The organism is Aquiflexum gelatinilyticum, from assembly GCF_024741135.1.
In the GTDB taxonomy this organism is placed as follows: domain Bacteria; phylum Bacteroidota; class Bacteroidia; order Cytophagales; family Cyclobacteriaceae; genus Cognataquiflexum; species Cognataquiflexum gelatinilyticum.
Window position 1 is genome coordinate 128,956 of record NZ_JANSUY010000014.1, and the last position, 14,264, is coordinate 143,219.

The 14,264-nt window shown below is 41.8% G+C and carries 13 protein-coding genes; 10 read left to right on the plus strand and 3 right to left on the minus strand.

What is annotated here, in order from left to right; translation table 11 throughout:
* The 6 genes from NU887_RS15345 to NU887_RS15370 all read left to right on the plus strand — a co-directional run bounded on the left by NU887_RS15345 (nt 1) and on the right by NU887_RS15370 (nt 5,912).
* Complete coding sequence (locus NU887_RS15345; protein ID WP_258424258.1) at nt 1–510, plus strand: hypothetical protein; 510 nt, start codon at nt 1–3, stop codon at nt 508–510.
* Between the two features lies 1 nt (nt 511).
* A complete protein-coding gene (locus NU887_RS15350) occupies nt 512–1,138 on the plus strand; it encodes a hypothetical protein (protein WP_258424259.1) in 627 nt (208 codons plus the stop codon).
* Nucleotides 1,131–1,568: a hypothetical protein gene (locus tag NU887_RS15355; RefSeq protein WP_258424260.1), complete on the plus strand. Its 438-nt coding sequence runs from the start codon at nt 1,131–1,133 to the stop codon at nt 1,566–1,568. The genes NU887_RS15350 and NU887_RS15355 overlap by 8 nt, the downstream gene beginning before the upstream one ends.
* Before the next feature lie 171 nt (nt 1,569–1,739).
* A complete protein-coding gene (locus tag NU887_RS15360) occupies nt 1,740–2,270 on the plus strand; it encodes a DUF4402 domain-containing protein (RefSeq protein WP_258424261.1) in 531 nt (176 codons plus the stop codon).
* Between the two features lie 56 nt (nt 2,271–2,326).
* Complete coding sequence (locus NU887_RS15365; protein ID WP_258424262.1) at nt 2,327–3,157, plus strand: fimbrial biogenesis chaperone; 831 nt, start codon at nt 2,327–2,329, stop codon at nt 3,155–3,157.
* A 73-nt stretch (nt 3,158–3,230) separates the two neighbouring features.
* A complete protein-coding gene (locus NU887_RS15370) occupies nt 3,231–5,912 on the plus strand; it encodes a fimbria/pilus outer membrane usher protein (RefSeq protein WP_258424263.1) in 2,682 nt (893 codons plus the stop codon).
* A 114-nt stretch (nt 5,913–6,026) separates the two neighbouring features.
* Here the strand turns inward: NU887_RS15370 and NU887_RS15375 are convergent, their stop codons facing one another.
* On the minus strand, nt 6,027–8,162 hold the full coding sequence (locus NU887_RS15375) for a M3 family metallopeptidase (RefSeq protein WP_258424264.1): 2,136 nt from the start codon (nt 8,160–8,162) through the stop codon (nt 6,027–6,029).
* A gap of 220 nt (nt 8,163–8,382) precedes the next feature.
* Here NU887_RS15375 and NU887_RS15380 point away from each other — a divergent pair, with 220 nt between their 5' ends.
* From NU887_RS15380 to NU887_RS15395, 4 genes are all read left to right on the plus strand, one after another.
* Nucleotides 8,383–9,231, plus strand: coding sequence for a carbon-nitrogen hydrolase (locus NU887_RS15380; RefSeq protein ID WP_258424324.1), 849 nt, complete (start codon nt 8,383–8,385; stop codon nt 9,229–9,231).
* On the plus strand, nt 9,221–10,312 hold the full coding sequence (locus NU887_RS15385; RefSeq protein WP_258424265.1) for an agmatine deiminase family protein: 1,092 nt from the start codon (nt 9,221–9,223) through the stop codon (nt 10,310–10,312). The genes NU887_RS15380 and NU887_RS15385 overlap by 11 nt, the downstream gene beginning before the upstream one ends.
* 210 nt (nt 10,313–10,522) lie before the next feature.
* Nucleotides 10,523–11,776: an alkaline phosphatase family protein gene (locus tag NU887_RS15390; protein ID WP_258424266.1), complete on the plus strand. Its 1,254-nt coding sequence runs from the start codon at nt 10,523–10,525 to the stop codon at nt 11,774–11,776.
* Nucleotides 11,776–12,177, plus strand: coding sequence for a group III truncated hemoglobin (locus NU887_RS15395; protein ID WP_258424267.1), 402 nt, complete (start codon nt 11,776–11,778; stop codon nt 12,175–12,177). Before NU887_RS15390 ends, NU887_RS15395 begins: the two co-directional genes overlap by 1 nt.
* On the opposite strand, the gene NU887_RS15400 is transcribed toward NU887_RS15395, so the two are convergent.
* Nucleotides 12,167–13,402, minus strand: coding sequence for a hypothetical protein (locus tag NU887_RS15400; RefSeq protein ID WP_258424268.1), 1,236 nt, complete (start codon nt 13,400–13,402; stop codon nt 12,167–12,169). The two genes, NU887_RS15395 and NU887_RS15400, sit on opposite strands and share 11 nt — an antisense overlap.
* Before the next feature lie 129 nt (nt 13,403–13,531).
* On the minus strand, nt 13,532–14,146 hold the full coding sequence (locus NU887_RS15405; protein ID WP_258424269.1) for an NADPH-dependent F420 reductase: 615 nt from the start codon (nt 14,144–14,146) through the stop codon (nt 13,532–13,534).
* Between the last annotated feature and the right edge of the window lie 118 nt (nt 14,147–14,264).

The window sequence follows — 14,264 nt, forward strand, 5'->3', positions numbered from 1 at the left end:
ATGATTAGATTCTTTACATTACTTCTTGTTTTCAGTTGTTTTTTGGTAAAAATATCCTTTGGACAAGCCAATGGAAGAGTGACTTCACTGAATGTAAGGGCAACGGCCACAGTGACCGACAACCTGAACATGCTTACCATCCGGAATATCGACCTCGTCAATCCTCCGGTAATGCAGGGTACATTGGAAGTATCTCCTATTACCAGTGAATTTGCAGGTATGTTCAAAATTATGGGAAGTCCCGGGGCAAGGGTAAGGATCACTTACCTTCAAAATGAAGTGATCCGAGAATATGAAGAAGGTATCGGTGAAGTTTCTGCCGAGTATATCCTGAGTGCTGCTTTCAATGATTTACAATTTCAAAGTGCACTGTTGGATGTCGGAGAGGGAGTTTTTCCTATTGGGCCTGATGGTGAACTGTATGTTTGGCTTGGTGCCAATCTGGATTTGACCAAAGCAACGCCAGGGGTTTATTTGTCAGAATTTATCATTGAATTGGAATATATATAAAGTGGTAAAAGTTCTTTCACATATTGTAGAATTCAGGATGCTCTTGGGCATATGTCTCTTCCTTTTGTCAGGGACAGGTTTTGCCCAGAGGATCAGTTTCAATACCTGGACCGGGAGTGATGATATCACGATACTTTCTCCTCAGGGAGCGATGCCGGCATTGGATTTTAACCAAAAGATGCGTGCCTTGGTCCCAGGTACCGAAGCTGTAAACATTGGGCTTGTGGACAATCAGGCAGTGATCTATGAGATAGAAGCACCTGAAGGATTTGATTTGACTGTAGATGTCAGCGCCCCTTCGGCCTTTGTTCTCTCTGGAAATCCCACCGAGTCAATTCCATTTCTTCTCAAAGTAGCTTATAACAATATGGCTCCTACAGACGAATTGAGCGGTAAACTGAGTGCTGTGGAACTTCCCGCAGGCTTTTACAGCATTACTTTTCCTGTAAGTAGAAGAACTTCAGGAGCGCCCATTGCACCCCCTTCCCCTGAAGATGGGGCACTTACCAGACCAAAAGCAAAAGCTTACCTGTATTTGTATGGTACTTTGGGTCCGGTCGGGATGGTCCCAGCGGGGAATTATGAAGGCGAAATAAACATCAACGTATCCTTCACGAGCTATGATTAGGTATTGTTTGATCATAATCATTTTGGTACTGTTTTTTGGAAAAATCAGTACTGTGGAGGCTCAGATGGTCAATGTACGCCTGGTGCTACCTGCCGGGGTCAACTTTAACCCTAGAATCGTTGAAGCCAAACCCAAAGAAGGTGAAACAGGACTCAGATGGGTGGAGATGGTTGTACAGGAGAATATCCATCTGATAGTAAGCCTGAAATCAGATGACACAGGCAAAGACATAACAGAAACGCTTTATGTGCTCAACAACGGAACGGCAGACTTTAGAACTGCAACAAAACATGAAGCCGGAGAAGCCAGCTTCCAATTCGATAACAGGGGCATGCTGATCCGAAATGCCAAACCCAAAGTCCAACAAATGAGGGCTTGGCTGGGAATACCTGTATTACCGGGAATTATAACTGCAATAGAATATCATTAAAACTTAAAATATACCATAAACCATTTAACTGAATCGCTTATGTAACATCCTTCTTAATCCCCCAATCCATAACTCATGGATACACTTGAAAAGCAAAAACAAATAGTAAAAACAAAAACAAAAAGTAAAACAAACTCTAACAAATTTTTAATTTTTAAAAACAACAACAAAATGAAAACAATTCTTAAATCACTCGTAATTGCAATTTTCTTCGTAGGTCTAGTATCTACATCTTATGCACAAAAAGCTGCTACAGCTCCAGCTTCTGCTGAAATCCTTCAGGATTTGACCATTGTTTTGGATGGAACTTTGAATGCTATCAATTTCGGTAGGGTTTCCTCCACTACTCCCGGTACCATTGTTTTGGATGCCAATTCGGCCGCAAGTAATGTCAACACAGGTACTGTTACCAATGTGGCTCAGTTTGACCTTGGTGGTGCAAATGGTGGTGTTACCGTATTTTATGACCCAACTGTAACCCTGACTTCAGGTGGTGGTTTGACTATTGTTATGACTCCGGAAGTAATCGGTGATGCGGTGGAAACGAACAGAGCAACTGCGATTCCTGTAGCAAGTGGTTCTACTGTAACTTTGGCAGACAATGCTTTCTTCATCTGGGTAGGTGGATCAATTCCGGCTCTTACAGCTCAGGGCGTAGGTACCTACTCTGGTACTTTCAATATCAGTGCAGAATATAACTAGGATTCAACAATATAAGTCGGCGGTTACCCCGCCGACTTTTATAACTCTTCAATTTTATGAAAAAGACAATCAAAGCTTTATCAGTAAGCTTATTCCTGTTTTTGGCTGTGCCTGCTATGGCGCAGATATCCATTGCACCGACTTCGGTTTTTTTGGATGAGAATGGCATTGCTTCCCTTTACATTACCAATCCTTCAGAGATTACCCAAGAAATCAACGTGAGCTTTATTTTCGGATATCCCGGCAGTGATGATCTTGGCAATTTGGTGATGGTCTACGGCGACAGTATCAAAGACAAGCAATATGGCCTTGGTGACAGATTAAGGGCATTTCCCAGGACTTTCGTCTTGGCACCACAGCAGCAGCAAACAGTAAGGTTACAGTTGAGACCTGACCGTTCCTTGCCTGCCGGTACTTATTTTACCAGAGTCAAAGTGACTTCCAACAATCAGGCGCAGGATGTGGATCAGGTTGTAGAATCAGAGGTTTCCACTCAGATCAATTTCAAATTTGACCAAGTGATTGCTGCTTTTTACAAAAACGGACAGACCTCAACCGGACTTGAAATCGGAGATGTGTCTACTTCCATGGCAGAAGGTAACTTAAGAGCAATCGCAGATTTTGTTACCACCGGCAATTCACCCTTTCTAGGAAGTATATCCGCTACGTTGAGGGATGCATCAGACAAAGTAGTTTCCCAAAAAGAAGAAACAGTTGCGATGTATTTTTCGGGAAAGAAAGGGATCGATGTCAATATTCCCGAAGGTTTGGCCTCAGGAGAATACCAGCTTGAACTTCAATTTGAAACCAAAAGATCAGACATCCCTTCCTCGGATCTGGTGCAGAGTGCCCCTATAAGTAAAAGAATATTTGTCAGAATCCCATGATTTCGATTTGCCCTAAGGCAATTCGATTTCAGTTTAATGAAATATTTATCTCGCTTCTTTTTAATATAAAATTTTGGCTTACCAGTTTCCTTTTATTGAATCAAAAAAATTGAAGGGGGTTCTTTCGGTGCTTTTGATGGTAATTTTGGTTTTTTCGACCAAAAACCTACAGGCACAGCAAGAACCTGATGGCGAAGCCATGCTTACTTTTTCCTATCCCTCATTGGGACAGGCCTATTTGAATGTAGTATTTTTTGATAATGTGCCGTTTCTGCCTTTGGGCGAGGTGCTCAGCATGTTGTATATCGGCAACGAAAGGACAAGCAATGGAAAAGGCCTTCAAGGGGTTTTTCCAAGCAAAAATGACAATTGGCTTATTGATCCTCTACTAGGCATGGTAACGATCAAAGGCAACAGAGAAACCCTTCCGGCCGATAAATTTTACATGGGGGGAATGGATATTTACCTTCACCCAGACTATTATTCTAGGATTTTTGGGCTGAATTTCTTGGTCAATTTCAATGCACTTTCACTAAGCCTCACCGCAGAATTTCCACTTCCAATCGACGAAAGGCAGAAAAGGGAAGCTTTGAGAAAGAAACTTCAGCAATCAGCAGCCAATAAGGACTTATCAGATGCCCCGCTGCTTCATGGGAGAGACAGAAAATTGTTTGCTCCCGGAATGTTGGATTATAACCTCAATTACAATTATGGTGACGGAAGCCAAAATCTCGGGATTCTGTTAAATGCTGGAATGGAATTTTTGGGAGGGGATCTCCAGGGATTGTATTCGGGCACTGTTCAGGAAGGAAGTCTTTTCTCCTCTTTTTCAGGGGCAAGATGGCGTTATGTTTTACCGGGAGGCCTTCTGCCGGATAAGAATGCCGGTATGACGGGTATTTCGGTTGGACAGATCAATACCACAGGGCTTAACAATTCGGTCGATATTTTAGGTGTTGGCATTACCAACAACCCGGTCATCCCAAGGATGAAACTTGACGTTTTTGTCATCGATGGCTACACAGAGCCGGATTCTGAGGTAGAACTTCTGATTGGCGGACAGTTGGTTGATTTTCTCAGAGCAGATGATGTAGGATATTACCGGTTCAATGCGCCTATTAGTTTTGGAGTTGTACGTCTTGCTATTAGGATCTATACCCCACAAGGTGAAGTCAAAATAGAGGAAAGACAACTGCAGATTCCTTTCACTTTTTTACCAAAAGGGTTTGTAACCTATAATTTACAGGCCGGATTGGCTGAAACAAGCCTTGATAGTTTGGATAAGGACCTCATCGGTCATGCGGACATTGCTTATGGAGTGACCAATGCACTGACAGTCAGGGCAGGTGTGGACAATGGTGCTGTATTTGGAAAGAATATGACTTATGGCGTTTTTGGTCTTTCTGCCAGAATACGGCAGCAGTATCTTCTGAATGTGGATGTTTTGCCTGACAGGTATTACCAAGCTTCTGCATCGGTTTTTTATGCCAACAATACCAGTATCAATGCCCAGTTTACAGAATTTGTTCCGGAATCAGAATTCAACCTCGTAGGTCAGGTCCGAGAGGCAAACCTCAATGCATTTTTTCCTTTCAAAACCTTTGGGAGATTTTCCGGATTCAGGATCACCGGAGAAAGGCAATGGTACGAAAGCGGTTTTAGGACCAACTACCAAACGGATTTCAATACCCAGATCGGTAGGGTAGTAGCCCGGGTCAACTATCGCGCTCGGATCAGCGGACTAAAAGATATCGGTACAGGGATCGAACCACCAAACCTGTACAATGCCATTGGCCAATTTACAGCTTCGGTGACTTATACCCTCAAGAGGGATCCAAGTGTCCCTGTTTTTGTTAGGGGGATGTTTTTCAGGGGACAATACAGGTATGATACTTATAATAAAACCCCGATTTCTTACAATCTCATGATTTCTCAGACCCTCTTCAAAATGGGTAGGCTTACCATGGGTTATGAAATGGATGCCATCAGGGAGAAAGGTCAGTTTCAGTTGGGATTCCTTTATGACTTCAGAGGCTTAAGGACTTCTACCCAGTTTTCAGCAAGCAGGAATAATTACTCAGCACAACAGGCTATCACAGGATCTCTGGGTATCGATCCTTCAGGATACATTTTGCCCGACAACAGAGACCAAGTTACCCGTTCAGGAGTTGCAGTACGTCTGTTTATTGACGCCAATGAAAACGGGGTCTTCGATCCGGGAGAGGTGGTAGTTCCTGCAAAAGCGGTGCGGTTGGACAGATCTGCAAACATGCTTTTAGGTTCTGACGGTATCCTGAGGATCACCCAATTGCAAGCATATTGGAAATACCAGATGGAAGTCGATATCCATGCATTGCCAAATCCTAACCTTGCCCCAAAGGTGAAGCGATTTACATTTGTGGCCGAGCCAAACAGGTATAGGAGCATTGATATTCCATTGTACCAAACCGGAATCATTGAGGGATATGTAGTCGTAGACCATAATAACAAAGAAGAAGGCTTGGGTGGATTAAGATTGATCCTGGAAAAGCTGAATGACAGTGAGCCGCTTCAGCTACTGAGGACATTTACAGACGGTGGTTTCTATGTTTTTGGTCTGATGCCGGGTAAATATAGACTTTATGCAGATCCTAAGCAGTTGGAGTTTATGAATGTGGCCTCCGAACCGGGAATCCTGGAATTTGAAATAAAGGCCTTGGCAGATGGGGATTATTTAGAGAACCTGAATTTCAAACTGAGGTACAAAAAGGAGTAACCATGACCATTGAAGATAAATCTAAGCCGTGATTTATTTTTTTGCCAAGCTAAAAAAAGACCCATCAATTCTTTCGAATTCAATGGGTCTTCTGATTAAGGTTTGATTTGATTTTTATTTTGTCCTGTCCACACTTACCTGATCCAATCCTCTTTTTTTCAAAAGCGCATCGATCTTTGGTTCAGCACCACGGAAGTTGACATACATTTTCATCGGCTCGTCTGTTCCTCCTCTTTCAAGGATTTCTTTTCTGAAAGCCAATGCTACTTCAGGATTAAATAAGTCGGTTTCCTTAAATGCCTGAAATGCATCCGTGTCCAAAACCCCCGACCAGATATAGCTATAATAACCCGAGGAATAACCCCCTGCAAAAATGTGCTGGAAATAAGTGCTGCGGTACCTTGGGATAATTTCGCCCATAAGTCCGATTTTTTCCAAAGATGCTTTTTCAAAATCATTGGCACTTCCTACGATTTCCTTTTCTTGAGTATGGTAATCCAGATCCAAAAGCGAGGCAGCCAAATACTCAGTTGTGGCAAATCCCTGTCCGAAAGTACCTGAGTTTTTGAGTTTTTCGATCAACTCATCCGGAATGGGTTCTCCTGTTTTGTAATGAATCGCATATTGTTTGAGTACTTCCGGCTCGGTGGCCCAATTTTCCATAATCTGGGAAGGAAGCTCGACAAAATCCCTTGGAACTGAAGTGCCCGCGAGACTTCTGTACTGCACATTGGAAAGTAATCCATGAAGTGCGTGTCCAAACTCATGGAAGAAAGTCGTCACTTCATCAAAAGTCAGCAATGCCGGTGCATCACCGGTAGGCTTGGAAAAATTGCAGACGATGGAGATGACTGGTGCTTTCCGTTCGCCGTCTATTGTCTGCTGTGGACGGTAAGAAGTCATCCAAGCGCCGCCTCTTTTGGAAGGTCTTGGATGGAAATCCATATATAAAACTCCAACATGGGTTCCATCTGCTTCTTTGACTTCATAAGCTTTGGCATCGGGATGGTAAGTCGGTATGTCTTTGATTTCCTCAAACGTAAGTCCAAACAGGTTTTTTACCACCATAAATACCCCATCCTGTACTTTGTCCAAAGCGAAATATGGTTTCACTTCTTGTTCGTCCAGGTTGAATTTTTGCTGGCGAAGTTTTTCTTCATAAAACCTCCAGTCCCAAGGCTCAATGTTGAAATCTTTACCTTCGGCTGTGACAATTGCTTGCATTTCATTTTTTTCCTGCTGGGCTTTGGCTAAAGCCGGGGTCCAGAGTTGGTTGAGAAGGTCGTAGACCTGCTCGGAAGTTTTAGCCATGGATTCCTCAAGAACATAGTCCGCATGGTTTTTATAACCGAGGAGCTGTGCTTTTTCCCTCCTCAGGTTTGCTGTTTCGACCAGGATGGCTTTGTTGTCTTTGTCATTATCTTTATTAGCTCGGCTTTGGTAAGCTTCCCAAATCTGCTTCCTCAACTCCCTATTTTCAGCATATTGGAGGAAAGGCATGATGCTCGGATTCTGTAGGGTAAATAACCATTTTTCTTCTTCACCTGCAGCTTTGGCATCTGCCTTGGCGGCATCCCGCAGTTCTTGGGGAAGTCCTGCCAGGTCAGCTTCATTGTCTACAAACAGCTTGAAAGCATTGGTTTCTTCCAATAGATTTTGACCGAAAGTGAGACTCCAGACTGAAAGTCTGGAATTTATTTTTCTTAGTTTTTCCTTGTCTGCTTCATTGAGGTTGGCACCGTTTCGTACAAAAGACTTGTATGTTTTTTCCAACAGTTTTTGCTGTTCTGCATTCAAGCCAAGGTTGTCTTTCATTTCCCAAATGCTGTTTACCCTTGCAAAGAGTTTTTCATTGAGGCTGATGTTGTCTGAGTGTTTGGAGATCTCAGGAGCCAATTCTTTGGCAATTGCCTGAATGGTATCGTTGGTGTTTGCGGAATTGAAATTGTAAAATACCGAAGAGACCTTGGCAAGCAATTCCCCGGACTTTTCCATTGCTTCGATGGTATTGGCAAAAGTCGGGTCTTCTGGATTATTGACGATGGCGTCGATTTCTGCCTGATGCTGCTTGATTCCTTCCATGATGGCAGGAGAAAAGTGCTCGTTTTCGATTTTGTCAAAGGGGGGAACTTCAAAAGGCGTATCGTACGCTTCAAAGAATGGATTCATATTTTCAGTTTTTTCTTCTTTGGCACCACAGGCATAGAGCAATGCTCCTGAAGCTGCCATTGCAATAATTGTTTTTTTCATGAGAACATACATTTGGGTTCTGCTGCAAATATATGGAAAAATCGGGGAGGGCTATTTCTCCGGTTTGCCTTTTGAAAAAGTGGAATTACCAGGTGCCGGGGAACCATTATGTATTTTATATGGGTTTAATATTTTTGAATAATAGTCTAATTTTGAAACTCAAAGGAAATAGTAACCATTTAAATCAACCAAAGTGTCAAAAAGAACCATCAAAGTAGGCATGGTGCAAACATCTTGTTCCAATGACCTCTCAGACAATATGGCCAAAGCCATTGCGGGAATCCGTGAGGCAGCAGCCAAAGGTGCTCAGATCGTATGTTTGCAGGAGCTTTTCGGTTCCTTGTATTTCTGCGATGTGGAGGATCATGATAATTTCAAACTTGCTGAAGCCATCCCCGGACCTTCAACTGAAACTTTTTCCTCATTGGCAAAAGAATTGGGAGTAGTCATTGTGGCATCTTTGTTTGAAAAAAGAGCTGAAGGCCTTTACCACAACACTACCGCAGTAATTGATGCTGATGGAAAATACCTTGGTAAATACCGCAAAATGCATATTCCTGATGATCCGGGGTATTATGAGAAATTCTATTTTACTCCGGGAGATATGGGGTATAAAGTTTTTAAAACCAAAGTCGGGACAATCGGAGTGTTGATCTGTTGGGACCAATGGTATCCGGAGGCTGCAAGGATCACTTCACTGATGGGGGCAGAAATCCTGTTTTATCCTACAGCTATCGGATGGCACAAAGAAGCAACAAAAGAAACCAACGACGAACAATACCAGGCTTGGCAGACCATACAGCGCTCCCATGCCGTGGCAAACGGGGTTCCTGTAGTTTCTGTCAACAGGGTAGGAACAGAAGGAAATCAGCAGTTTTGGGGTGGATCTTTTGCGACCAATGCTTTTGGACGGGTTTTGTACCAAGCTGACCACGTAGCTGAAGAAGTCCATGTTCAGGAATTGGACATGGAAAACTCCGACCGCTACCGTACCCATTGGCCTTTTTTGAGGGACAGACGCATTGATTCCTATTCCCCGATCCTTAAGAGATTTATTGATGAAGACTAACCATAGTGCTGCAGATATATTTGAAATGGCCCAATCAGGGAAAATGACACCTGCTGAATTGGGGTATTTTTTTCCCGCTGAATTTGCGCAACACCAAGCGACTTGGCTGAGTTGGCCGCACAAAGAAGAATCCTGGCCCGGAAAAATCCATACTATTTTCCCTGCCTATGCGGAGTTTATCAAGTATGTGGCCTTGGGCGAAGAGGTGCATATCAATGTAAAGGATGAGGCGATGAAGGCATTTGCCTTGGGACATTTGCAGGCTGCAGGTGTTGACCTTGGCAAGGTTTTCTTCCACTTTTTCCCTACCAACGATGCTTGGTGCAGAGACCACGGTCCTGCATTTTTGATCAATCCTGAAGCTGAACAAAAGAAGATTTTGGTCAAATGGAATTACAATGCTTGGGGAGACAAGTATCCTCCCTATGACTTGGACAATCAGATTCCGATCAAAATCGCTGATTTTAGAAATATCCCCTGCTTCCAACCGGGCATTGTAATGGAAGGAGGTTCTGTTGAGTTCAATGGAAAAGGCACCTTGCTGACTTCTGAAGCTTGCCTTCTCAATCCAAACAGAAATCCTCACCTTTCCAAAAATCAGATTGAGGAATATCTAAGAGGCTATTATGGTGTTGAGAATATTTTGTGGCTGAAAGATGGCATTATCGGAGATGATACCGATGGCCATATAGATGACCTTACGCGTTTTGTCAATGAAGATACTGTCGTGACTGTAGTTGAGCATAATAAATCAGATGAGAATTACGCTCCATTGAAGGAAAATCTGGAATTGCTCCACGAATTAAGATTGGAAGACGGCAAGCCGATGAATATCATTGAGCTTCCCATGCCTTCTGCCAAATACTACGAAGATCAGAGGCTACCGGCTTCTTATGCCAATTTCTATATTGCAAACCATGCAGTGATTGTACCGACTTTTCAGGACAACAATGACGATAAGGCTTTGGAGATTCTAACTTCCTGTTTTCCGGAAAGAAAGGTTATAGGGGTAAATTCCTTGGATCTGATTTGGGGTTTGGGCTCGTTCCATTGCCTCAGTCAGCAAGAGCCATTCGTTTAGATTTTGTATTCAGATTTACAATGAAATCCCAAGTCAAAAGCTTGGGATTTTTTTGTTGGTGAAATATCATAATCGAGGTCGTCCTATGAAGTTTCTTTGGACACGGATCGCCAACCTGAATTTTTTGATAATAATTTTCCGAAGGTAAAATACCTATTGGCTACCAAATTTTCTTCTGCTACTTTTACTGTCAAATCAAACCTTGAATAAATGAAACCGAGGAAATCCATTCTGGTACTATTTGTTTTTCTAATCCTTCTTAGCAGTCCCGTTTTTTCGCAGGAAAAGGACCAATATGTGATTATGATTTCCCTTGACGGTTTCAGACACGATTATGTCCAAAGGTTCAAACCTGAAAATCTTTCCCGATTTATCCAAAACGGAACTGCCGCAGAAGCACTGATACCTTCTTTTCCAAGTAAAACTTTCCCAAACCATTATACCATTGCCACCGGACTGAAGCCTGAAAATCATGGATTGGTTGACAACTCTTTTTATGAACCCGAAAAGGACTTGGTTTATAGTATGGGAAATAGGGACATTGTCGAAGATGAATATTGGTATGGCGGAACACCTATTTGGGTATTGGCAGAGCAAAACGGCATGAAGGCCGCAAGCTACTTTTTTGTAGGTTCGGAAGCCCCTGTGCAGGGAATCCGTCCGAGTTATTATTTCAGCTATGATGGGGCTGTTTCCAATTTGACTAGGATTTCCAAAGTATTTGAATGGTTGCAGCTTCCTGAGGATGAAAGACCGAGGATGATAACGCTTTATTTTTCTGACATGGACGACATCGGTCATCGGTATGGTCCCGATAATGATGAACAAATCAGCGGAAGATTGGAAAAATTAGACCGGGAACTTGGAGCACTATTTGAAGGATTGAAGAGTTTTGACCTCGATATTAATATTTTTATCGTCTCTGACCATGGCATGACCAATATTCCTAAAGGAAATCTTTTGAATCTGGATCAAATCACCGAAGGGATAGATGCAAGAGTTGTTAACAACGGGGCTTTGGCACATTTGCATTTGGAAAATAAAGAGGAGCTTGAAAAAATACATAAAGAACTCAATGATAAAGCAGAACATTACAAAGTAGTCCGGGTGGAGGACAGGGAGTATTATAAAAATATCGAAAAGTATAGAAACCGCTTTGGTGACTTGATTATCCTGCCTGATTTGGGGAATTACTTGACGACTTCCAAAGGAATGGTTTCTTACCAAAACAGGTCTGCAATGTTCAAAACCGAGGTATTTGGAGAGCATGGATTTAGTCCGGAGTATGAAGACATGCAGGGGATTTTCTATGCAAATGGACCAATGATAAAAAGTGGAAATCTTATCCCGGCTTTTGAAAATATCCATATTTATCCTTTGTTGGCGACAATTTTGGGATTGCCGATTCCACAGGGAATTGATGGAAAATTAGAGGTTTTGGAACCTGTCTTGAAGAGAATGTAATGGAAAGGAAAGAAATCGAGAACAGGGAAGACGTGTCGCTTTTGGTCAGGAGTTTTTATGCCCGGATCAGAAAACATGATTCCCTTGGCCCGATTTTCAATGATGTGGTCAAGGATTGGGAATCACATTTAGAAAAGCTGACGGATTTTTGGGAGATGATTTTGCTGCAGTCCGGGCCCGGTGCAGGTAAGTTCAGTCCTGTTCCGGTTCACAAAGAAGTGGATGCGAAAACCGAAAATACCATCTCCCAGGTACATTTTGGCAATTGGCTTGAAATTTGGTTCACAACTTTGGATACATACTTTGAAGGAAAGAATGCAGACTATGCCAAAGAACATGCAAGGAATATGGCGCATATCCTTTTTTTTCGCATTATGGAAGCAAGGGGAATCAAGATGTGACTTTGATAAAAGAAAATTTCGCCCAATTTTTTCGGTGCTTGATTTCGGGTTCTGAAAATCCCAATGCTCCAAATAAGGTAAGCTTTTCTATCCGGATTTCATGAGCTCCGGGTTTTAGACCATTGATATCGAGAACCACAAGGTATGCGCGTTGGCCGGTTGCGCCATAGGACACTTTTTTCCATTCGGTAATTTTATTGCTGACTAGACTATCATTCAGGTATATTTTGTATAGGTCTTGTTGATTTTCCAAAGATGGCCAAGCCAAAGAATCGGGCAAAGTATGGATACCTTCTTTTATTTTTTCAAAATTTTTATTGTCTTCGTCATAATAGGCAATTGAAATACTCGTGAAATCACCAGAGATATTTGCAGAAGGCATCATCGCGCGGGGAAATCTTTTTTGAGGATCTTTTTGATCCTCAAAATACATCGAATTGTCAGGCCACTCAAGTAGGTCTTGATCTAGGTTGGCATAATTGGCAAAATTAAAAAAACCCTTAGAGTCAGATTTTATAAGAGGTGCTGTCAATCCCATGATGAAAATAGAATAAGCAGAAATGGACCATTTACCAAGATTGCTTTGATAGACTGCCTGGACGGTACTGAAAATGGAAGCATTTAGACTGGATTTAAATTTGTTTTTTTTCGAAAAGGCCGATAACAGCCCAAATCCAACCAATGAGGCTAAAAAAAAGAGGTAAATCATAAAAAAGTTAAGATCAAAATACCTATATAAAAAAAGTAAAAGTCCAAGGTAGAGGGTAAATACGATAAAAATCATCCCCATCATCATTGGAAAAGCGAAAGCCATACTACAGATCTTCTCTAATTTCAAGACCATTTCCTGAGGCTTTTTGTATTGAAAATCTCTTGAGTTTTTGAATAATTTTTCATTGATCACTCCATTTGGAAATGCATAGCTCAATCCCAATAATCCCGCCCAAGTAAATCTGAGAACAAGGTGGACAGAAAAAAATATCTTGAATACGCTGACAATGATAGAGAGATAAAGTAGTACGAGATATGCACCTATAAATTCCAATCCATAATCCTGTGTCAATTTCACAGCGAAATCATAAATCTGTGCTGGAAATGCAAAAATAAATGCCAAGGAAATACCTGAAATGATGACTTCAGGTTCCCAGCTGTTTCTTTGGAGGTTTTTAATCCATGCCAATTCTTCCGAAGAATCCTCAGGATTTGGTGTTTCATTGATTTCCACAGAGCAATCTGATTGGTTTTGAAAAATATGTCAAACCTAAAAATAGATAAAAAAAGGTAATATCTGACAGTTACACCAAAAGGTGTTAGTCTGTCTTATTATAGGGAGTTGATTTAAAGTAGAATCAGGCTATACCGCTATCAATTTAAAGTGGTAGTCCATTTTTTCAGGTCTTTGGAAGGAGATGGTTTTTCTCAGATGATAGAAAGCTTCCAATAGCATGGCATTTTCTATTTCCCCGGCATCTACAGGTCTGAATCCTACCCACTCAATGATTTTTTTGACACTCAGCTTTTCAGCAGAATCAGGTCCGCAAAAGTAGGTTTCTTTTACCAAACCCATAGGATCTGATTTTGGGTAGTCGATTCCAAGGTTATTGAACGCCTTGAAGAGTTTGTTTTGACCGATGCTTTTTTTGATCAAAGTGGTATTGCAGGAAAATTCCGCAGTATAGGCACCATTTGTGCAATCGATAATGATTTTGTTTTTCAGATCGGATGCAGAAAGGCTTTCGCAGACCTTTGGAAGGTGCTCGTTTTCGCAGCAGATCAATAAAATATCTGACATCTCTATAGCAGTATCATAGCTGAAGATTTTGTCGAGGTACATGTTGAGTATTTTCCACTCAATTTCTTTGGTTACGAAGTCTTCTCGGACTCCAAAAACCACTGTTTGGTTCATGGCCAACATTTTGTTGCCAAGGGTGGAAGCAAGTTTTGTTCCGCCTAAGATTCCTATTTTCATATCCTTTTAAAATGCTTGACTTTTGGGTGAAAAAGCCAATTGGTGGATGATAATTTATACCTTCTGAGTTGCGAGTAGAGTCTATTTGTATTCGGAAGGGATTGAAATATAGATAATT

What these genes read in the sequence shown, in the direction of transcription:
- NU887_RS15345 (WP_258424258.1), top strand. Translation starts at nt 1, where the DNA reads ATGATTAGATTCTTTACATTACTTCTTGTTTTCAGTTGTTTTTTGGTA.
- NU887_RS15355 (WP_258424260.1), top strand. Translation starts at nt 1,131, where the DNA reads ATGATTAGGTATTGTTTGATCATAATCATTTTGGTACTGTTTTTTGGA.
- NU887_RS15360 (WP_258424261.1), top strand. Translation starts at nt 1,740, where the DNA reads ATGAAAACAATTCTTAAATCACTCGTAATTGCAATTTTCTTCGTAGGT.
- NU887_RS15365 (WP_258424262.1), top strand. Translation starts at nt 2,327, where the DNA reads ATGAAAAAGACAATCAAAGCTTTATCAGTAAGCTTATTCCTGTTTTTG.
- NU887_RS15375 (WP_258424264.1), bottom strand. Translation starts at nt 8,162, where the DNA reads ATGAAAAAAACAATTATTGCAATGGCAGCTTCAGGAGCATTGCTCTAT.
- NU887_RS15380 (WP_258424324.1), top strand. Translation starts at nt 8,383, where the DNA reads ATGGTGCAAACATCTTGTTCCAATGACCTCTCAGACAATATGGCCAAA.
- NU887_RS15385 (WP_258424265.1), top strand. Translation starts at nt 9,221, where the DNA reads ATGAAGACTAACCATAGTGCTGCAGATATATTTGAAATGGCCCAATCA.
- NU887_RS15390 (WP_258424266.1), top strand. Translation starts at nt 10,523, where the DNA reads ATGAAACCGAGGAAATCCATTCTGGTACTATTTGTTTTTCTAATCCTT.
- NU887_RS15395 (WP_258424267.1), top strand. Translation starts at nt 11,776, where the DNA reads ATGGAAAGGAAAGAAATCGAGAACAGGGAAGACGTGTCGCTTTTGGTC.
- NU887_RS15405 (WP_258424269.1), bottom strand. Translation starts at nt 14,146, where the DNA reads ATGAAAATAGGAATCTTAGGCGGAACAAAACTTGCTTCCACCCTTGGC.